This is a genomic window from Acaryochloris sp. 'Moss Beach' (assembly GCF_021497025.1).
GTDB classification, from domain to species: domain Bacteria; phylum Cyanobacteriota; class Cyanobacteriia; order Thermosynechococcales; family Thermosynechococcaceae; genus Acaryochloris; species Acaryochloris marina_A.
This window is the reverse complement of record NZ_CP071717.1, coordinates 2,417,145-2,435,826: the sequence shown is the minus strand read 5'-3', so window position 1 is coordinate 2,435,826 and position 18,682 is coordinate 2,417,145. Positions and strand designations below refer to the sequence as shown.

Annotated in this window: 21 protein-coding genes and 1 riboswitch; of the genes, 7 read left to right on the top strand and 14 right to left on the bottom strand. The window is 48.5% G+C overall.

The window, feature by feature from the left end; translation table 11 throughout:
• Window positions 1–278 precede the first annotated feature (278 nt).
• Window positions 279–2,006, bottom strand: coding sequence for a succinate dehydrogenase/fumarate reductase flavoprotein subunit (locus HRE53_RS11310; protein WP_235110535.1), 1,728 nt, complete (start codon window positions 2,004–2,006; stop codon window positions 279–281).
• Between the two features lie 128 nt (window positions 2,007–2,134).
• Window positions 2,135–2,338, top strand: a riboswitch (cobalamin riboswitch).
• 32 nt (window positions 2,339–2,370) lie between these two features.
• Between HRE53_RS11310 and HRE53_RS11305 the strand changes: the two genes are divergently transcribed.
• Entirely contained in the window at window positions 2,371–3,000 is a 630-nt protein-coding gene (locus HRE53_RS11305) for a HupE/UreJ family protein (protein WP_235111094.1), read from the top strand.
• Window positions 3,001–3,126: 126 nt separating this feature from the next.
• Complete coding sequence (locus tag HRE53_RS11300) at window positions 3,127–3,354, top strand: hypothetical protein (RefSeq protein ID WP_235110533.1); 228 nt, start codon at window positions 3,127–3,129, stop codon at window positions 3,352–3,354.
• Window positions 3,355–3,496: 142 nt separating this feature from the next.
• Here HRE53_RS11300 and HRE53_RS11295 read toward each other — a convergent pair whose 3' ends face one another.
• Both HRE53_RS11295 and HRE53_RS11290 read right to left on the bottom strand, forming a co-directional pair.
• Window positions 3,497–4,210: a trans-aconitate 2-methyltransferase gene (locus HRE53_RS11295; RefSeq protein WP_235110531.1), complete on the bottom strand. Its 714-nt coding sequence runs from the start codon at window positions 4,208–4,210 to the stop codon at window positions 3,497–3,499.
• Window positions 4,191–5,108: a PRC-barrel domain-containing protein gene (locus tag HRE53_RS11290; protein ID WP_235110530.1), complete on the bottom strand. Its 918-nt coding sequence runs from the start codon at window positions 5,106–5,108 to the stop codon at window positions 4,191–4,193. The genes HRE53_RS11295 and HRE53_RS11290 overlap by 20 nt, the downstream gene beginning before the upstream one ends.
• A 102-nt stretch (window positions 5,109–5,210) precedes the next feature.
• Between HRE53_RS11290 and HRE53_RS11285 the strand changes: the two genes are divergently transcribed.
• Window positions 5,211–6,065, top strand: coding sequence for an alpha/beta fold hydrolase (locus tag HRE53_RS11285; protein WP_235110529.1), 855 nt, complete (start codon window positions 5,211–5,213; stop codon window positions 6,063–6,065).
• Here the strand turns inward: HRE53_RS11285 and HRE53_RS11280 are convergent.
• The gene (locus HRE53_RS11280) at window positions 6,048–6,674 is read right to left on the bottom strand and encodes an acyltransferase (RefSeq protein WP_212663517.1); all 627 of its coding nucleotides are present in this window, start codon (window positions 6,672–6,674) and stop codon (window positions 6,048–6,050) included. The two genes, HRE53_RS11285 and HRE53_RS11280, sit on opposite strands and share 18 nt — an antisense overlap.
• Before the next feature lie 150 nt (window positions 6,675–6,824).
• Here HRE53_RS11280 and HRE53_RS11275 point away from each other — a divergent pair, with 150 nt between their 5' ends.
• On the top strand, window positions 6,825–7,016 hold the full coding sequence (locus HRE53_RS11275) for a hypothetical protein (RefSeq protein ID WP_235110528.1): 192 nt from the start codon (window positions 6,825–6,827) through the stop codon (window positions 7,014–7,016).
• Between the two features lie 254 nt (window positions 7,017–7,270).
• Here the strand turns inward: HRE53_RS11275 and HRE53_RS11270 are convergent, their stop codons facing one another.
• Both HRE53_RS11270 and HRE53_RS11265 read right to left on the bottom strand, forming a co-directional pair.
• A complete protein-coding gene (locus HRE53_RS11270; protein ID WP_235110527.1) occupies window positions 7,271–7,747 on the bottom strand; it encodes a type IV pilin-like G/H family protein in 477 nt (158 codons plus the stop codon).
• 456 nt (window positions 7,748–8,203) lie between these two features.
• Entirely contained in the window at window positions 8,204–10,099 is a 1,896-nt protein-coding gene (locus tag HRE53_RS11265) for a heavy metal translocating P-type ATPase (RefSeq protein WP_315876439.1), read from the bottom strand.
• Between the two features lie 172 nt (window positions 10,100–10,271).
• Here HRE53_RS11265 and coaE point away from each other — a divergent pair, with 172 nt between their 5' ends.
• Window positions 10,272–10,874, top strand: a complete 603-nt coding sequence (gene coaE, locus HRE53_RS11260; RefSeq protein ID WP_235110526.1) for a dephospho-CoA kinase — start codon at window positions 10,272–10,274, stop codon at window positions 10,872–10,874.
• A 35-nt stretch (window positions 10,875–10,909) separates the two neighbouring features.
• Here coaE and HRE53_RS11255 read toward each other — a convergent pair whose 3' ends face one another.
• The 7 genes from HRE53_RS11255 to HRE53_RS11225 all read right to left on the bottom strand — a co-directional run bounded on the left by HRE53_RS11255 (window position 10,910) and on the right by HRE53_RS11225 (window position 17,196).
• Window positions 10,910–11,902 (bottom strand): pentapeptide repeat-containing protein, encoded by a 993-nt coding sequence (locus HRE53_RS11255; RefSeq protein ID WP_212663513.1) that lies wholly within the window; start codon window positions 11,900–11,902, stop codon window positions 10,910–10,912.
• A 5-nt stretch (window positions 11,903–11,907) separates the two neighbouring features.
• A complete protein-coding gene (locus HRE53_RS11250) occupies window positions 11,908–12,675 on the bottom strand; it encodes a hypothetical protein (protein WP_235110525.1) in 768 nt (255 codons plus the stop codon).
• Between the two features lie 196 nt (window positions 12,676–12,871).
• Window positions 12,872–14,656: a DNA repair protein RecN gene (gene recN / locus HRE53_RS11245; RefSeq protein ID WP_235110524.1), complete on the bottom strand. Its 1,785-nt coding sequence runs from the start codon at window positions 14,654–14,656 to the stop codon at window positions 12,872–12,874.
• A gap of 367 nt (window positions 14,657–15,023) precedes the next feature.
• Window positions 15,024–15,536 carry a hypothetical protein gene (locus tag HRE53_RS11240; RefSeq protein ID WP_235110523.1) on the bottom strand — a complete coding sequence of 171 codons (513 nt, stop codon included), beginning with the start codon at window positions 15,534–15,536 and terminating at the stop codon, window positions 15,024–15,026.
• 170 nt (window positions 15,537–15,706) lie between these two features.
• On the bottom strand, window positions 15,707–16,111 hold the full coding sequence (locus HRE53_RS11235) for a hypothetical protein (protein ID WP_235110521.1): 405 nt from the start codon (window positions 16,109–16,111) through the stop codon (window positions 15,707–15,709).
• A gap of 148 nt (window positions 16,112–16,259) precedes the next feature.
• Window positions 16,260–16,607 (bottom strand): hypothetical protein, encoded by a 348-nt coding sequence (locus HRE53_RS11230; RefSeq protein WP_235110520.1) that lies wholly within the window; start codon window positions 16,605–16,607, stop codon window positions 16,260–16,262.
• A 28-nt stretch (window positions 16,608–16,635) separates the two neighbouring features.
• A complete protein-coding gene (locus HRE53_RS11225) occupies window positions 16,636–17,196 on the bottom strand; it encodes a Uma2 family endonuclease (protein ID WP_235110519.1) in 561 nt (186 codons plus the stop codon).
• Window positions 17,197–17,228: 32 nt separating this feature from the next.
• Between HRE53_RS11225 and HRE53_RS35150 the strand changes: the two genes are divergently transcribed.
• Window positions 17,229–17,288 carry a hypothetical protein gene (locus tag HRE53_RS35150; protein WP_396133450.1) on the top strand — a complete coding sequence of 20 codons (60 nt, stop codon included), beginning with the start codon at window positions 17,229–17,231 and terminating at the stop codon, window positions 17,286–17,288.
• Window positions 17,289–17,413: 125 nt separating this feature from the next.
• Window positions 17,414–17,950, top strand: a complete 537-nt coding sequence (locus HRE53_RS11220; RefSeq protein WP_235110518.1) for an ATP-binding protein — start codon at window positions 17,414–17,416, stop codon at window positions 17,948–17,950.
• Here HRE53_RS11220 and HRE53_RS11215 read toward each other — a convergent pair.
• Window positions 17,947–18,669: a pyridoxine 5'-phosphate synthase gene (locus HRE53_RS11215; RefSeq protein ID WP_235110517.1), complete on the bottom strand. Its 723-nt coding sequence runs from the start codon at window positions 18,667–18,669 to the stop codon at window positions 17,947–17,949. The two genes, HRE53_RS11220 and HRE53_RS11215, sit on opposite strands and share 4 nt — an antisense overlap.
• Window positions 18,670–18,682: the final 13 nt, after the last annotated feature.

Here is an 18,682-nt window from a genome sequence, read left to right as displayed (position 1 = left end):
TGGAAAACGATTTAACTACGTTGGGTGACGAGCAAAGAGATAACGCAAGCTTCAAACCCTCTAAAAATAGTGTTGCTATGGTCAACCTAACATTGAGATTGGGGTGAACTGTCCGTATATTCACGGACAAAAGCACAACAATTTGTGACCCATTTTTTTGCTGCCAACAACTAGAGAGATGAGGTGAAAGGTCAGCATCTTAAAAAGAAGTATTTTCAAGTAAAAATGATGATTGATGACAATAAAGCTTATAAAAAAGAAACTTTTGTCGATAGAGATCAGTATTTTCTCTCTTGAGGCTCAAATTGGTTTAAATTGACGGGCATATATTTCAGCTCGATTCCGGCTGTGGAAAAATAGGCTAAGGTATGTTGCAGAAATTGATCGTCATTTCGAGTGGGAAAATCTTCACGAGAATGAGCACCACGGCTTTCTTGGCGTTGCAGGGCACCGGTCATGATCACTTCACCTACGACCATTAAGTTACGTAACTCCAGGGCTTCGATAATTTCGGTATTCCAAAGATTGTCTTTATCATCGAGGCGAATGTTTGGATACTGCTGTTTATAGGTTTGGAGTTGTTCTAAGCCTTCTTGGATAATGTCTGCAGTGCGAAAAACACCGCAATGTTGACTCAAGCAATCTTGGACTTGTTGGCGAATATCGTTAATGCGGATGTCACCGGATTGAGCGAGCAATGCTTTGATCTGCTGGTGGGCTTCTTGGAGATATTGTTGTTCATCTATATGAGGGAGGGATTGGTCTTGCACGTAGGTTGCGATCTCACCACCAGTTCGCCGACCATACACCACGCACTCTAATAAAGAATTACTGCCTAAACGATTAGCACCATGAACCGATACACAGGCACATTCTCCGGCTGCAAAGAAATTATCCACCAAGCCGTCGGCACTATTGCGAACCCGTCCATCGGTATTGACCGGAATACCCCCCATGGAATAGTGGGCGGTGGGTCGCACTGGGATTGGCTCCGTGACTGCATCGACCCCTGCTAGGCGGTGGGATTCTTCCCAGCAAAAGGGGACACGGCTCATGATTTTTTCCCGCCCCATATGACGCAAATCCAAGTAAACAAATGGTCCCCCTGCACTACCATCGAGATGTAGACCACGGCCTTGGCGAATTTCTGTGGTGATGGCTCTAGACGTAATATCGCGAGGGGCTAGCTCCATTTTGTTGGGGGCATAGGTGGCCATAAACCGCTCCCCTTCACTATTAATGAGATAGGCCCCTTCTCCTCGAACGGCTTCAGAGATCAAAACGCCAGCAGGATATAAGCCGGTGGGATGGAACTGGACAAATTCCATATCTTCTAAGGGCAAGCCAGCTAGTGCCGTCATGGATAGACCATCCCCTGTAGAGGCAAAGTCATTCGAGGTGGTGTTGAAGACTCGACCATAGCCACCCGTGGCAAACATCACGGCCTTGGCCCGTAGAACCTGTAACTCACCATCCAAAAGGTGATACATAACCACACCCTTGGCCCGGTTGTCTTCAAGGATTAGCTTCATCACGTACCATTCGTCGTAGATGGTGATGCCGTAGCGGCGAATATTGTTGTACAGCTCGTGGAGAATGGCATGGCCGGTTTTGTCAGCGGCGTAGCAGGTGCGGTTATGGGTATGGCCTCCAAAGGCACGCTGGGCGATTCGACCATCTTCCAGGCGAGAAAACAAAACGCCAAGATGTTCTAGGTCAATAACGACGTCTGGGGCTTCTTGGGTGAGGAGGGCGACGGCGTCCTGATCGGCTAGATAATCGGAGCCTTTGACGGTATCGAAGGCATGGGCTTCCCAACTGTCTTGGTCATCCACATTCTTGAGGGTGGCGGCAATGCCTCCCTGGGCAGCAACAGAATGGGACCGAATGGGATGGGTCTTGGCAATCATTGCCAGATTAAGGTCGGGTGCCTTTCGAGCAATTTCTAGGGCAGCACGGCACCCTGCCAAACCACCCCCAACGATTACAACATCATGCTCTAACATGGCAGTTTCTTTACAGCTTCGAATACGTTCCAAATCTATCGCACATATTCTTTATGAATCCTTAGCTACAGGGTTTTGTAATAGTGATATACTCACCTCACAATCAATGAATTGGAGGGCTATCTGCGGCCAATCAGGTTGTTGTCAAGGTTGTTATAAACCTGTCAAACAACTGGGGAAAGTTCGGTGTAAGCCCGTCGCTGTCCCGCAACTGTAAGTTGTTCGTGCATGTTGGGTGCAAGGTGTTTAGCCATCTTGAAGTTGCAAGATGCCCTGCGCAAGACTATTGCTCAACGACAAGCCAGAATACCCTTGATTGCATTCTTCTCTACAACATATCTGCGAGGTACAGATTGTGAATAAGATGATTCGTTCCCTGCGATGGACGAGTAAGAGCATTCGATTATCGCAACTTTTACTGCCAGGGCTGTTGCTAGCTATTGTGCTAATGCCTGTCAGCGCTCAAGCCCATTTTGATGGCAGCCATGGCATCGGTTTTATGCATGGATTTACCCATCCAATAGGTGGGTTAGATCACCTCGCTGCAATGGTAGCGGTAGGCCTTTGGGCGACTCAGATGGAACGTCGGGCATTATGGGCCGTACCGTTAACCTTCGTGTCGGTCATGATCTTAGGTGGCTTTATTGGCACGACGGGGATAGCCGTTCCGTTTGTTGAGCAAGGCATTGCTTCTTCTGTGCTGATGTTAGGGGTCTTGATTACAGCTGCCATCCGTCTTCCCATGGGTCAGAGTGCTGCGATTGTTGCTTCATTTGCCCTGCTTCATGGTTTTGCTCATGGTGCAGAAATGCCAGCCTCGGCTTCTGGTCTACCCTATGGATTGGGCTTTGTAGTGGCTACAGCGTTGCTGCATTTGAGTGGCGTTGGGCTTGGATTATTTTGCCAGCAGTTGTTTCAACGCCATGCTCGCCTAGCTCAACTCTTTATGGGTGGCTTTGTGACCAGCTTGGGTGTCTATCTTTGCGTTGCTTAACAGCGGGTGTTTGATACCTGACAACTGAATAAGTGCCCCACCTGTTTTTAGGGTTGATTGGGCAATATATGAATGCCGTTTCGTTTGATAACGGCATTCTTTGTTGTTTAGAGGCATGAGGTAACTGTGGAGAAAATTCTATTTGCCGTTTTGTTGTTCTCGACTGGCTATCTGCTGTGGGATGGATTTACCTCTGGCTCGGTTTGGGTGCGAGGGGGGCGACGCACGTTAGAGTTTGGTAAGTGGGCCCATAAAAAACACCGTAGCCAAGAGCCGATCTGTTACTGGATTGCAATGGCGTTTTATGGTGGCTCGGCTATCTTCTCGCTTTATGCCCTGGTCTTTGTCAGGTAACTGGGTAATGGACTGGGGAGAAGAACCCATACCCAAGTTGAAGGTGCAAAAATCTCTATCAGTTTTCCACGCCTTAATGAGAAATCAGTAGTTTTTGGTTTGGAAACAATGAATATGTGAATTTAAACTTCAGGTCGCGATACTAAAGTTGGCCCCAGATAATGAGATGGCGATCGCTAACCGCACGCATCTGCAAACCACCTAACCCAGCTTGTACTAGTTGATCTTTCACCTCATCCACTCGATAAGCTGCCAACAACGAATTAAAGAAATCTTTCCGTAGGACCTCTGGTTCATCTTGCGCATAGAGATCGACGAAATTCCTTGCTGTCTCTCGCTTTGTGGGTCGCATCAAATCCATAATAAAGACCGCCGTCCCTGCCCCCGATTGCTGTTTTACCTCTGTCCAAAGAGCCATCGGATCGGCCAAATGATGGAGCAAACTATTCGAAAAAATTAGAGGAAACGATACCGTATCACTTTTGGTATCGCTGACCGTATCACTTTGAGGTACATATACTTTTTTGAGGGTAATGCGGTCTTGCAGTCCTGCTGCTTCTACGGCCTGATAGCCATAGTTCAGCATGGCCTCCGATGCATCCCATCCTTCCACTGACCAGGCTGGAAACGCGTGGGCAAAGCGCAGGGTAATATCCCCAGGACCGCAGCCTAAGTCAAGAGCGTTTCCTGATTGGGGTAACTGAGGAAAGGTCTCTTGGAGAAGCTGAACAAAATGATTGTGGGGTTCTGCAAAATCAGCTTCTGCATAGGCACGAGCCTGATCATCATCATCCATTAATTCTGGTTCCGGCACCCGCGTTAGCAGGGCGCTGGCGTCAGATCCAAGGTTCATCATCCTCTAAATCCTCAATGGGAATATTTTTAATCACCTCTTCCTGGGTAACCGGCTCTACCTTGGGGCGAGGACGGGATTCATTCGGGCTGGCTAGTTCTTCCGTGAGGTTAAAGGCACCATCTTCAACTCGTTCCCATAGGGCTCGACCTTTTTGTTTGGCTTGCTGCATCAGCTTTTGCGATTTTTCCTGGAGCTGCTGGCTGAAGTCTTCTTCGTCTTCATCGGTTTCTTGGCTAAAGGCTTCCACCTGTTCATTGGCCTGTTCCGCTAGCTTTTGCAGTCGTTCTTCTGCCTGTTGGGTTAGCTTTTGAGCCCGAGACGTGAGGGAGTCGAGTTCTTGGGTATAGCCAGACTTGATGCGATCGCTTACCTGTACCAGTCGATCTTCTAGTCCCTCTTGAAATACTTTGAGGTTTTCACTGACCTTAGCCGTGACTAGCACTTTTTTACGGCCAAAGCTCATTACGGATCGAGGTGGCAGTTGGTAGACCCCACTGGTAAAGCCTCGCCAGCCCGCTGACTTGAACAAATAGTGGGTGATATTGCCCGTTTGCTGATCAAAGAGGCAATCGATAATCCGGCCTAACCGTTCTCCGGCATCGGTCCATAGCTCTAGGCCAATCAGAGTCTCTAGTAAGGCAACTTCTTTGGCATTGGTTTCAGCGGCCCCTGCAGAGACCAAAATACTCTCAGGGCCAATCCGATAAAGCTGCTTGAGGTTAAAGGCATAGCGCTGCTTGGTCATAAAGCCAGGTTTACAGATAAACCCCATGACTCGATGGGCGGGGGGATGCATCCAGACCACATCGATCCGACCCAATTCTTCTGTGGTGTCGCGGTCAATCACCAATCGGTTCAACAATTGGCTATGGCGCATGATCTTTGCAGAGTCTGCCATTGGCTCCTAGATATTCTGACTTATGCTTTTTAGTGTAGCGTAGGGGGTTCGCCGTCTTTGGCCAATAGACAAAGCCCCCCATTCTTAGGGATGATTGAGCCTATGGAACCTATTCGGAAAACCCTAACGCTCCCCCATATTCAACTCTCCTACTTGGAATGGTTTACAGGGCCTGAGCCTGTGCTGCTTCTCCATGGGTTGGGGGATCATGCCCGTGTCTGGTCTGATCTTGCGATCGCATTAGGCAATCACTATCATCTGGTGGCCTTAGATATGCGAGGACATGGGGAGAGCGACAAACCGACTCAAGGCTATACGTTTACTGAGTTGATTGGCGATTTAGAAGCTCTCTTAGATCACTTGGGCTGGTCCCAGGTCCATGGAATTGCCCATTCCTGGACGGCTAAGCTGCTCCCTATTTGGGCCACTGCTGCCCCCCAGCGTTTATCCAGCATGGTTCTTGTTGATCCCTTTTACATCAATAAGATGCCTGGATTTGTGAACTTTACCTTTCCCTTGCTCTATAAAGTGTTGCCCTTTTTGCAAGGCATGGGGCCGTTCTCTAGTTATGAAGTGGCAGAAGCGAAAGCGCAAACTCTCAATCAGTTTCAAGGCTGGAGTCCCCTGCAGCAACAGGTCTTTGCTGAGGGGATTGAACAAAAAGCGGATGGCAGTTGGGGCAGCAAGTTTACAGTGCCTGCCCGCAATGAAATCTTTCAGGAATCCGTTGCTATCTCCGGTTTAACCGCGCCAATCGATATTCCGACTCTGTTAGTTCAGCCCGAGCAAGGAATTAATCGCCGTGCCAGCAGCTTAAAAACCTACCAAACCTATCTCAATCAGCTTCAAGTCGAACGATTGCCGGGTAACCATTGGCCATTCTTAGTCGAAGCGGAGCGTTTTAACTCAGCTGTACTTGAGTTTCTCCACCTGCATCCTTTATCCAATGGCAGATAGAGAGATGGGTAGGCTGTCGGCGGGCCTTTCCAATTCCGCCATTAACTCTGCTTCCAATTTCAGCAGCCGTTTAGATCTGTTTTTCAGCTTTTTGACTGGACTGCCGAAATATACGCCCCAAGGGTCTAAGCTTTTTGTAACTAAGGATAGTGCCCCCACGGCGGTGCCATCGCCAATGGCAACTTTGGGCAGAATAACGGAGCTGGAGCCAATGATGGCATGGCGGCCCAGGGTAATCGTTCCCCCGACGATGCCAGTGTATTTCTTGGGTACGGTGGGATTAGTTAAGAATTTGCCCGTGTAGTCATCGGTTCTGCTGTAGAGATGGACCCCTTGAGAGAGACCGCTAAAATCATCCATCCGGATGCCGTCTCCAGCAGATAGGAGACAATAGCCGCCAATATGGATAAAGGAGCCTAATGTGACCCAGCCTTCCTTATGGGCAAAGATGGAACAATAGGCATCAATGCGAACGTTGTCACCGATCGCGATATTTTCAAGGCCAACAATGGTACAGTTCTTGGCTATTTGAACGTTCTGGCCAACGGATTTGAAACCAAAGTCTCTTAGCTCATTTTCCGTGTAATAGCCTGGATAAAAAGGATTCATGGTGGTATTGCTTTCTCATCAGTCGATTTCTCCAGCAAACGGCCTCACCTATGGTTAGGATACTCTTTTACTCGTAAAAGAATGGTGAGGTGGGTTACATCTGTAATATTTTTTTTTCAGAGCGGGAATAACTGATGGAATATAGAGGGTATGAAGTTGTTATTCAGTTGGATGCTGAAGATCGAATCTTCTTTGGCCGGGTGGGAGGATGTGATTGCCTTTGATGGAGAAACCGTTGATGAGTTAGAAACCTCTTTCCGTAATGTGGTTGAAGACTATTGGGAGGGTTGCCAACGGATGGGTAAAGATTCAGATAAACCTTGCACTGGTCGTTTCACTTGAAGCATTGCTGCCGAACTGAATCGCCAGGTTGTGATTTGGGCTCAGGTGGATGGAGTGAGTTGGAATATGTATGGAGATTGCTATCGCAACCCACTGACACCAAAGTGACTCGCTGTAGCGGTGAGGGCCACAGCACTCTGCAACACTAAAATGCCCATGTTATCCGCATAATTCAGCACCGTTCAAAGATTGCACCGATACAGCATATTCCCAAAATAACCTGCTTAAAAGTTTCCGCCAGATTAAACGTGATATTACTTGCAATCTATCGGCGGCGGAGTTTGAGATGCAGATTTTGTTGCACAGATTTTAGCTGTGGTTGTGCCGTTGGCATTAATGACTACACCACTGAAGCTCTTGAAGTTAGGTTGCTTTGCACTTGCTGTTAAATAAGCGCGACCCGCATCAGCTGACACAATCTGCAGATCATAGAATGCATCAATTCCAAAATCTGGGCTAAGACCCAGTGCACCGAAGGAATTTGCAAAAGTTGAGTTTTCAAGTAAATGAATTTGCTGTGCTCTATTAGTGGCTCCAATAGCGCTTTTAGCAATCGTTTCTTTCTCTTTGGCGGCTTGAAGAGCAGCAGATATAGCCTTGTCTGGTGAATTCGCATCACCACTTTTTGATGGACTGTCTGACGAACAACCTGCAAAGAGCATGAAAGCTGTTGCTAAAATACCCAAACATAAATTGTTGGAGATGACAGTTCGAAGCAATTTAAAGGTCATAACTAATTTACCTGAGAGCCTGAAATAGGCTATTTAGCATAGCTTTCCCTTGCTTGTAGAGATTTTGAACAAACCCCAAAGCTTTTGTATTTACGAGGTGTGTAGGGATTAGGTGTAACCATTGCTCTGATCTTTGCATCATTATGATGATCCGCAGAATCTGTTCAAAGCAAAAAGCGTGGCATATCAAGATCTGTCCATTATTGATAAGCCTTGCAAATATTCGGATGAGTCAAATTCCTAATTGCAATATATTGATTGCACTAGTTTTAAAGGCAAAAAATATGAGTCAGAATATTTAAATAGCCTGAAGCTATTCTCTGCTGAAGCACAGACATTGAGAGGCTCACATGCACCTGGGCTGTTCGAGGCTTGCCCCACTTCATCTTGGTAATTACCTCTAATACTTATCCGGTAGCCCTTGAGTGAAAGTAAAAAGATTTGGCTTGCTGCAGACTACTTCAAGATACGTCCAGCATTGAAGATGGCTAGTAGAGCAACGCCGACATCGGCAAACACAGCTTCCCAAAGCGTGGCGATACCCATCGTGCCCAGGAGCAGAAATAGACCTTTGACTCCCAACGCGACCGCGATATTTTGCCAGACAATACGGCGAGTTTTATGGGCAATTTGGATCGCTGTCACCACTTTGGTGAGCGTGTTCGCCATAATCACCACATCTGCTGTTTCAATGGCTGCATCTGAGCCGATACCACCCATGGCAATACCGACATCTGCTCGTGCGATCGCAGGAGCGTCATTGATGCCATCGCCAACAAATGCGACCTTTTGATGGGCTTGCTGCCAGAATCCCTCTAGTGCTGTGACCTTATCTTCTGGTAACAGTTCAGCCCGATAGTTCGTTAGCCCCAATTGGTGAGCAATTTTTTTGGCGACGGTCTGATTGTCTCCCGTTAGCATTGCAGTTTTGATTCCCTGGGTTTTGAGTGCTTGTAGCACATCAGCAGCATCGTCTCGGACCTGATCGGCAATCAGAATCCGTCCTGTATATTGACCCTCAACGGCTAAGTGGGCCACTGTGCCATCTACTGTGCAAACATCGTGGGGGATATTGTCATGATGCAGGAGTCGATCATTGCCTACCAGGATGGTGCAGCCGTTGATCTGGGCTCGAACGCCGTGACCGGCAATTTCTTCATGGGTTTGGACAGTGGACTCGTCCACCGGCTGCCCATAGGCCTGTCGAATGGATTGGGCGATGGGGTGATTGGAGTGGGATTCAGCATGGGCGGCTAAGGCTAATATTTGACGGTCACTGAGACCATTTTCAGAAACCACCTCGGTAACTTGGAAATTGCCTTGGGTTAGGGTGCCCGTTTTATCGAAGACGACAGTTTTGATCTGGGTGAGGGTATCTAGATAGGTAGCTCCCTTGACCAAAATGCCTTGCTTCGCAGCCCCGCCGACGCCACCAAAGTAGCCGAGGGGAATGCTAATCACCAGACCACAGGGACAAGAAATCACTAGCAGAACGAGGGCGCGATAGGTCCATTGGGCATGGGTTGCCCCAGCAATGAATAGGGGAGGCAAAAGTGCGATCGCAACTGCAATCAACACCACCATCGGCGTATAGTAGCGAGCAAACTGAGTGATGAACTTTTCAGTTGGGGCTTTTTTGTGACTGGCGTTTTTGACTAGGTCTAAAATCTTGGCAATCGACGACTCGCTAAAGGGTTTGGTGACCTTGAGAGTCAATACCCCGGACTGATTGATCATGCCTGCTAGAGCTGTGTCTCCTGGGGCAATGCTGCGCGGCATGGATTCCCCCGTCAGAGCTGAGGTATCCATTTGGGATGTGCCGGATAGAATCTCGCCATCTAACGGTACTTTTTCCCCTGGCCGCACCTGAATCACTTTACCTACGCTGACGGTTTCAGGTGCAACCTGTTTAAACTCGCCGTTGACTTGCAGGTTGGCGGTATCGGGCCGGACTTCTAGGAGGGCCTGAATGGAACGCCGTGATCGCCCCACAGAATAGCTTTGAAACAGTTCTCCTATCTGAAAAAACAGCATCACGGTGACGGCTTCAGGGAGCTCATGAATTGCGATCGCACCCAACGTCGCAATCGTCATCAAGAAGTTCTCGTCAAACATCTCTCCCCGGAGAATGTTGCGGCCTGCGGTGGTGAGGACCTGACGGCCGCTAATTAAGTAGGCGGGAATAAGGATGGCATACTCTGCGATCGCAAATGGCGTATTGTGCAGCGGTTCGTTGCCGAAGATACCAATGAGTAGTAGTAGGGTTGCGATCGCAATCGGCGTTGCAGTTTGCCTCAGATTGAATGTTTCGGGTGGGTGGTGGCCACAGCAGTGGGTGGGAGAGGCGGTCATATCCGTTCACTCAATCCATAAATATATGAATAGGTATTCAGGTAATATCATAGCCAATCTTTGATCTCTGTTTGGTGAATGACCAGATGCGAGTCGTGTTGAGATAGTTGGATAAATTCCTGAAGCCACCCTTTAAAATCTAGCAAGAGGTCTGGTTGGTAAAGGGAAGGAAATGACACAGCGAATCATTGGGTTGACGGGAGGGATTGCGACGGGAAAATCTAGCGTTGCTGCTTATCTAGAAACACGCTATAAATTGCCTATTTTGGATGCAGATATTTACGCCCGCGATGCTGTGAAACCAGGGTCGGTAGCTTTAGTCAATATTGCCCAACGATATGGAGCAGAGATTCTGCTTGCAGATGGCAACCTAGATCGGAAACAGCTGGGCAATATTGTCTTCCATGATGAGTCTGAGCGAACTTGGCTTGAAGGCCAAATTCATCCTTATGTACGCGATCACATTCTGTCTGCTCAACGACAGCTCACAGATCTAATTGTGGTGGCGGTGGTGCCATTGCTGTTTGAAGCAAAGATGACAGATTTAGCCTCGGAAATTTGGGTGGTGGTTTGTGATGCTGAGCAGCAGTGTCAGCGGTTAATGGAGCGGGACTCTATATCTAGATCTCAGGCGGAAGCTAGGATTGCTAGCCAAATGCCTCTTATAGACAAGGTTCACCGGGCTATAGTTGTGATTGATAACAACTCTGATCTAGCCCACTTATATACCCAAGTTGATCAGGCGATGAATATTGAAGCAACTCCTCAAACCTAACACTGGGTTAGCCGTTAAGAGTGTGGCGACGATGGTCAAGTTTCACAGGCTGTACCGTCGGGTAGTGTCGCTCCCGTTAAGACGGTTCTGGTTAGAATTGCACTACTCCAATCTGAACGGGTTAGATTGGCACCTTGGAGATTCGCATCCGTGAGATCTGTTCTGGCTAAAAATGCTTGAATCAGAAATGCTTCTTGCAGGTTAGCTGCCGTTAGGTTTGCCCGACTGAGATTGGCCCGATTCAGCCGACTGCGATATAGCATTGCGCCTTGCAAATTGGCTTGACTGAGGTCACTCTCCACCAAGGTGCAGTCGCTTAAATCACTGTTGACAAGCTGAGCCATCTGGAGATTCACTCGCTCTAGCTTTGCATCGGCTAAGGTGGCGTGACTCAGATTCGCTTGCTGGAGATTGGCCTCAATCAGCAAGGCTTGCTCAAGATTAGCGCCCTGCAGATCGGCCCCGGCCAAATTGGCTGCTCGCAAATTGGCATTGCGGAGATTTGCTCCTTGTAAGCTAACTTTGCTCAGATCGGCTCCATGTAAATTGGCCCCTTGAAGATCGACTCCATCGAGGACAGCTCCTCTAAGATCTGCGCAGTTGCGATTTTCTTCACGCAGGTTGGCACTGCGTAGACAAGCCCCCGTGAGGTTGGTACTGCGGAGTGTGACTTCCCGCAGATCGGCTTCCATCAGATTGGCATCTGTTAGATCTGCCAAGGTCAGATCGGCTTTGAACAAGACGGCGCGTTGTAGATTCGCCCCATGCAGGGCTGCATCCGTGAGGTTTGCTTGGCTTAAGTTGGCCTGAGCCAAGGTAGCCCCGCTCAAGTTGCTTTGGGTCAGGTTGCTAGTTTGCAGATCCACTCGATTCAAGTAGGCCAAACTCAAATTTGTATTGCGTAGGTCCGCTGCTGATAGATTGATGCCAATCAAGTCAGCCCCTGCTAGATCTACGCCTGCTAGAGTTTGACCACTGAAGTCAAAGACATTGTCAGCATATTGTTTAAGTAGTGCTTTAGCTTTCATATCCTTCAGGAAGCCTGGGTCACTAATTGGCAAGTGAGCATATCATCTTCAATTCCTAAGTCGTCGATTGCAGTCTGGATTAACGGTTCTGGCCCTGGTTTCTCTAGCGTGGCGAGGGATTGACCTCGGTATTGGGGGAGGACGGCCCGTAATAGGGCATGAACCACTTGTTGACTCTGATCGAGGGTGTCTAGCTGATCGGCCGTTTGCATCAACTTCTGTTCTAGGGCCGCAAAGCTGGGATAGGTGGTGAATAGGGTTTGCAGTAATTTATCTAAGGAGCGTTGCTTTAGGTTCAACCAATCTTGACGTCTGAAACTAAAGGGATGATAGAGAGCTGAAAAGATCAGGATTTTTGCTTTCAGCGGGTTGGTGGACTGCATTAGGGCTGCTTTTAGGTCAAACAGACTGTAGATTGCTCCTGCCCCGATGGGAGATGGACTGAGTGCTTCAGGCACCCCATAGTCTGGCATGGTAGGCGTGGACTGACAGAGGGGAGCCAACGTTTGACTAATGGCGTCGGCAATGGGCAGATAGGTTTTGGATTTATTGAGCTTGGCAGCTCGCTTGGATAACAGATGACCTAAATCTTGAGCGGTGGTCACTTGGGCGAGCAAGATCGGAACTAAGACATCGAGCTGCATAAGGTCTTGCGGAATGAGATCGCTAGGCCAATGCTGATGACTGACAAAATAAATTAACTTTTTGATGCGACGGTGTTGAGGATGATGTTCCAAAGCCTGGATGGCTTGTGACAATCGTTCAGAGACCATGAATATTCAGCGGCAGAAAATATCGATCGATTCATCAACCCAAAAGAGTGTTTTCTCTGGGCTGAGTCGGGAAAAGTCACACGTAAAACTGGGCAGCGGGTTCGTATCTTTAAAGTGCCCCGAATGTTGGCATCAGGACTCATAGCCGTTACAGATGGGTGGCTTTCGTTACGAGCTTCTAGACCTTTTACAAAACCTAAGCAGAGTTAACGGCTCGCTTTTTGGCTTTTTTGGTCTTGGTTGCAGTTTTGCCGTTGGCATAGCTTTGCCGCACTTGCCCCGCCTGTTGCAAGAGTGAATCTACAAAGGTGAGGGCTTGCTGAGTGGTTTGACCCCCAGCAATTTCTGCCAATTCCTGCCGTCGCTGTTGGTCATTCAAGGACGTGACTTGAACTACTGTCCGCTCGGCGGCTTGGGTGCTGGCTGAGTTTGCCCTCTGAATCACAACCTGTTTTTGCACCTGGAAATGGGCATCGGCCATGGCGGCAATCATGGGTTGATGGGTGACGCAGAGAACCTGATGGTTTTGACTGAGGTGGTATAGCTTGGTGGCAATGGCCTGGGCGACATGACCCGAGACTCCTGCGTCAATTTCATCAAAGATCAGGGTGCCCACGCCTTCCCCTTGGGAAAAGCAGGCTTTGAGAGCCAGCAAGAATCGACTCATTTCACCCCCTGAGGCGGATTCAGAGAGGGGCTGTAAGGCTTCACCAGGGTTGGCGCTAAAGAGAAACTGAATTTGATCCGCGCCATTCTGGGTGGGCGAGAGAGGCTGTAATCCGACCTGAAACTGCACCTTATCTAAGGCGAGGGGTTTTAGCTCTTGTAAGATACGAGCTTCTAGCTGCTGGGCAGCTTTCTGGCGCAGGGCCGTTAGCTTGTCACAGGCTTTCTGCAGCTTGGCTTCACAGTCGGCAGCGGCTTGCTCTAGCTCATCTAGGGATTGGCCTTCGCTCGTGAGGTCGGCATATTGGGATTGAATGGTATGGTGATGTGCGATCGCATCTGCCAAACTCGGCCCATACTTGCGACAAATCTGCTTCAGCTCCATCAGTCGCGCTTCTACGGACTGCAGTTGTTCAGGATCTGTTTCCACAGTATTGCCATAGGCATTAATTAAAGATCCGGCCTCTTGCACCTGAGTCAGGGCCTGCTGCACCAGCTCCAGCATCGGCTCAAGCTGCGAGTCGTACTGGCTCATATCCACCAAGATGGATTCGGCCTGACCCAACAGATCGCCACAGGCCTCTCCTTGGTCTTTTTCGTAGAGGAGCTGGTAGACCTGATAACTTTGCTGTTCTAGTTCAACACTATGGCTGAGGCGCTGCAGTTCCTGTTCTAAATCCGTTTGCTCGTTGGGGTCGGCGAGATTTGCGGCATCGAGTTCCTGCAGCTGATACCGGAGTAAATCGATATTTTGGAGGCGCTGCTGTTCGTTTTGGCGAAAGGTATTGAGTTCTGTGGTGAGTTTTTGCCAGCGGGTGAAGGCAGTGGCAACCTGCTGTCGCTGCTTGAGAAGTGGTCCCCCACCAAATCCGTCCAGGCATTGTCGTTGGCGATCGACTCGGCCTAACTGCACGGCTTGGCCTTGGGCAGTTACTTCGATCAATTGTTCCCTGAGTTGAGCGATCTGCTGTTTGTTGACGACAACGCCATTGACCCGAAAGCGACTGCGCAAGGTGCTTTGGGTCGAAATTTCGCGACTGCACACCAGCAAGTCATCTAAGGGATCGATATCGGTGGCGGTCAGCCAAGTATTAAGCGCTGGAGTGAGACTAAAGCTGGCTTCTAGTAAGGTACGAGATTCGCCTGTACGGAGCATGGAGCTGAGGGCTTTGCCCCCTAAGATCAAGTCGATGGCATCCAGTAAAATGGACTTCCCGGCTCCGGTTTCTCCCGTCAGCACGTTCAATCCATCCGTAAAGGTCAGATCTAAGGTGTCGATCAGGGCAAAATTTTCGATGCGGAGGGACAGCAACATACTGGAACGGCCAACTCAGATCCTATCTATCTTACTGATCTGCAGGTCTTCTGAAAGGGAAGGCGGAAAATAATGACTGATGTCTAACGGATTTTTATTCGGCGTGAATCAATGCCAGAGCTAGGCCAGATGTGAAGATGGTCTCTCCCGTTAGCATGGGTGATGCGTCCAGAAGAGACGACTCACTGCATAGATATGGCACTTCACTGCAGCCCACTTATGCCACGCTTAGAGAATTGGGTACAAGAATGATCCGATACTTGCTTAAAGATTTGCGAGAATCTGATTCCGCAAGACTGAGTTTGTCTAATGCTTGGGACGAGGCGGCTAGATTGACTGCTAGCCTCCCATGAGATGTGACATACCATCAATCTAAATAACCCATCAAATTCCCGCTTGGAGAAGAGTTGTTCTCGGCAATGGGGCGATTGCCTGGTAAAGAGTCTGAGGGAATGAGGGATGAATCTAAGCTAATCACAGGACGATCGCCGACCATCGCCACGATGTTCAAATCACTTTCAAAGACAGGACGATGTTGAGGTAAATGATCAAAGCTACTCACCTGACGGGTTCCGACCAGTATAGGACGGCCACCGGGTAATGTCTCAGAGGGGACTAACGCTAGATTCCCTGTAGTGATAGGACGATGATTCGGTAGTTCGGGTGGCGAATACTCAACTAGGGTTGCACTTGAGTGGCTTGCACTTGTTTTGGCTAACTGAGGTTTGCCAAATCCCCATCCTTTTTCAGGGAGTGGTGGAAAAGGTTCTCCTTTTACGGCAGTCACTTCGTATCCTTTGTCTCCACCTCTAGGGCCAACAACGGGATACAAACCACTTTCTTCAACAAGTTCACCAGGACTAAAGATTTTTTGGCCCATCACATTAATCTCACTAAGGGTAATTCTAGAATAGCTAAGTGTGAGTGAAAGCTTCTAATCTGAGCTGCAAATAGTAGTGGCAAAGGTTCACTCGCTCAAAGATTTACCCAAAAATACGACGGAATCTTCGGGAATGTTCACTTTTTCGAGTAAAGGCCATAATCCCAGCGTTAGCTGGGTTGAACAGCCCGAAATATCATTTCTTGTACCCACACATAGCTGAAATCTTCAAATTCTTCTCCAGGCGAGATGAGTGTGGTTGATCCTTCCTGCTTCTCAATAAATTCTTGGCGCCATAATTCCCAGGCGTAGATGGAGGGCAGTTCTAAATTGGCGCAGTATTCAAACCAGCAATCTCTCTGAAATCGAGAAGTATCGCAATAGACCCGACTGGATTGTACTTCGAGTAAGCCTAGGTCAATCATCTCTTGCATTAAAGGAGGATGATCGCTGGGGGGTTCACCCTGACCCATGACGGGGGATTCAAAGGATAGTTGCAGCATTTCACCATCATTCTCTTTCGCGAGGCGAAGAATTTCTAATTGCACCTGGGTTAGAGAAGGGATATGGGGCATGGTCTATGGGTTTTTTGCTGAAACGTCATCACCATAAAAGGTCCAGATTGCTTGAGAAGATAATAGACCTCTTGCAATATTCGTTTCATGATATGTTACTCACTCGATTTATGCCGATCCTGGCATTAAGCACAATCGCACCTTACGGTTAGATTGCATTCAAAACATCTTTTCTATTGATGGCCATTGGTGACGCAGCTTTGATGATATCTCGGTCGAGTTTCATCTGAACCCAGAGAAAAGGATTGGGAAGATGAAAAGTTTGAAGACCATCGTTGGATGGTGCGTAAAGGTGCCAATATGTTTTGGTTTCTGCGCGAAGTCTGTCGCTAGGGCTCAGACTGTCTCCTCCTTTCATCCAATAGTGTGCGTTAACCATTGGTAAAAGACTTAGCACTAGCTTTGCAACATGATGCATCTGAAGGTTGAGGCGAGGGTGAGAAGTATGCAGCAATCCGTTCTTGGTTTTGAGAGTGATGGGACGGAAGGCACTCATCCACTTAACTCTGGAAGGCTTATTTGCTCTATCCAAAGATTTGGTTTACCTCTATAGGAACATCAGGAAATGCTTGAATGTTCAGTGTTTCTCCCAGATTAAAAATTTGGAATTGTTGATAGGTGTTCGCTATGGGTTGGCGATAACATTCAACCTGGGTATCGTTGAGATTAACCAGCCAAACTTCAGGAATCTGTTCCTGAGCGTAGATAGGGACTTTCACATCTCGGTCAAAGGCAATCGTGCTATCTGACACCTCTATCAGGGTAAAAATATTGTCAGGTGTGGGATGCCCTGCATGATAAAAATCTTCTCTCCGTTGCAGGATAGAGAGATCTGGCTGTGGTTCAGAGTTATCACTCAGGAGAATGGGACTTTGGACTCGAATCAACGCTTGTCTGAATAGCTTTAAGACCAATAGCTCAGTGAGTCGATCGATACAGGCGGCATGGTGTCTGCCAACGGGCGACATTTCAATAATTTCTCCCTGAATGAGTTCCACATGATCTCGGTCAGTCAAAATGCCAGACTCAATCATCTGGTGATACTGTCCTACCGTGAATTTTTTTCGCAGAATTTGGACGGTCATTTTAAGGGATATTCCTAGGCCTGGAATTTTAACTGAGAACTACATGGGCAAATGTTTTGAGGGTATTTACGTCCAGTATAGTTCTTGTCTGATGTTGGGTCGGAGAAAGTCCAACTAGAAGTGCGAGGTTGCTTTGCAGAAAATATTGCATGAATGTTCTCACACTATTCAGTCTTCAGTTAAGGTGGTTATCTTAAATTAGATCCAGAGCAAGCCTGTGGATAAACGACTCTGTCATTTTCTAATTGGGCTACCGGGTGCTGGCAAATCTACCTTTGCCCAGGTATTAATCCAGATTAATCCCCATAGTGTCTGGATTTGCCCCGATCATATTCGCGAACAGCTCTATGGCGATGCATCCATTCAAGGCACTTGGACCGAGATTCAGATCATGATTGACCAGCAGTTTGACCAGGCTATTAAGGCTCAGCATCCTGTGATTTACGACGCTACTAATGTCAAAGCCCAGTGGCGACGTGATTTCTTGCAACGCTATAGCCCTCCTGGTATTCAGTGGTTAGGCTGGCAGCTCAATGCCTCTGCCCAAGACTGCATCCACCGTAACCACCTGAGATCGCATGCCGTTCCCCTAAAGATCATTCTCACCTATGCCCAGTTTCTCAAGGATCAGCCCCCTTCAATTGCCGAGGGATTCCTCCAAATCTTGCCCGTTCCCCTTAACCGCCAAGGCCAAGTCAATATTAAGCAAATGCAGCAGTTGATCGTCGTGGCTCAGCAACGGTTGTCAATTTAGCCCTGACCCGCAATCACTGCTTTCATTTCTCGCACAGCTCGCTCTATGCCTACCAACACCGACCGACTGATAATGGTATGACCAATATTCAGTTCTTCCATGCCGGGGAGACAGGCCACGGGATAGGTATTCCAGTAGGTCAGACCGTGTCCCGCATTGACTCGGAGCCCTAATGCAAGGGCGAGTTCACAACCCTGTTTCAACACGTCCAACTCTTGAGCCTGCTGAGCTTCACCTTTCGCTTCCGCATAAGTTCCCGTATGCAGTTCGATAAACTTGGCCTGCACTTGAGCCGATGCTTCAATTTGGGCGGTGTCAGCATCAATAAATAGACTAACGGGAATATTGGCAGCTTGTAAGGTCTTGACCACATCGGCCATATGGGCTTGCTGTCCTACAATGTCTAGCCCTCCCTCTGTCGTCACTTCCTCCCGCTTTTCCGGCACCAGGGTGACATAATCGGGTTGGATACGAAGTGCTATGGCAACCATTTCCTCTGTTGCCGCCATTTCCAAATTCAAGTGGGTGCGGACGGTTTTTCGCAACACCTCGACATCCCGATCCTGAATATGCCGCCGATCTTCCCGCAGATGCACGGTAATGCCATCAGCACCCGCTAATTCTGCTAAGACGGCTGCTGCCACTGGATCTGGCTCAACGGTTCGACGAGCTTGGCGAATAGTGGCTACATGATCGATATTGACACCAAGGGTAGGCACGATAACGCTCCTG

Coding starts and splice junctions, on each gene's coding strand:
- HRE53_RS11310 (WP_235110535.1), bottom strand. CDS start 2,006: ATGTTAGAGCATGATGTTGTAATCGTTGGGGGTGGTTTGGCAGGGTGC.
- HRE53_RS11305 (WP_235111094.1), top strand. CDS start 2,371: ATGATTCGTTCCCTGCGATGGACGAGTAAGAGCATTCGATTATCGCAA.
- HRE53_RS11295 (WP_235110531.1), bottom strand. CDS start 4,210: ATGATGAACCTTGGATCTGACGCCAGCGCCCTGCTAACGCGGGTGCCG.
- HRE53_RS11290 (WP_235110530.1), bottom strand. CDS start 5,108: ATGGCAGACTCTGCAAAGATCATGCGCCATAGCCAATTGTTGAACCGA.
- HRE53_RS11285 (WP_235110529.1), top strand. CDS start 5,211: ATGGAACCTATTCGGAAAACCCTAACGCTCCCCCATATTCAACTCTCC.
- HRE53_RS11280 (WP_212663517.1), bottom strand. CDS start 6,674: ATGAATCCTTTTTATCCAGGCTATTACACGGAAAATGAGCTAAGAGAC.
- HRE53_RS11275 (WP_235110528.1), top strand. CDS start 6,825: ATGAAGTTGTTATTCAGTTGGATGCTGAAGATCGAATCTTCTTTGGCC.
- HRE53_RS11270 (WP_235110527.1), bottom strand. CDS start 7,747: ATGACCTTTAAATTGCTTCGAACTGTCATCTCCAACAATTTATGTTTG.
- HRE53_RS11265 (WP_315876439.1), bottom strand. CDS start 10,099: ATGACCGCCTCTCCCACCCACTGCTGTGGCCACCACCCACCCGAAACA.
- coaE (WP_235110526.1), top strand. CDS start 10,272: ATGACACAGCGAATCATTGGGTTGACGGGAGGGATTGCGACGGGAAAA.
- HRE53_RS11255 (WP_212663513.1), bottom strand. CDS start 11,902: ATGAAAGCTAAAGCACTACTTAAACAATATGCTGACAATGTCTTTGAC.
- HRE53_RS11250 (WP_235110525.1), bottom strand. CDS start 12,675: ATGGTCTCTGAACGATTGTCACAAGCCATCCAGGCTTTGGAACATCAT.
- recN (WP_235110524.1), bottom strand. CDS start 14,656: ATGTTGCTGTCCCTCCGCATCGAAAATTTTGCCCTGATCGACACCTTA.
- HRE53_RS11240 (WP_235110523.1), bottom strand. CDS start 15,536: ATGGGCCAAAAAATCTTTAGTCCTGGTGAACTTGTTGAAGAAAGTGGT.
- HRE53_RS11235 (WP_235110521.1), bottom strand. CDS start 16,111: ATGCCCCATATCCCTTCTCTAACCCAGGTGCAATTAGAAATTCTTCGC.
- HRE53_RS11230 (WP_235110520.1), bottom strand. CDS start 16,607: ATGAGTGCCTTCCGTCCCATCACTCTCAAAACCAAGAACGGATTGCTG.
- HRE53_RS11225 (WP_235110519.1), bottom strand. CDS start 17,196: ATGACCGTCCAAATTCTGCGAAAAAAATTCACGGTAGGACAGTATCAC.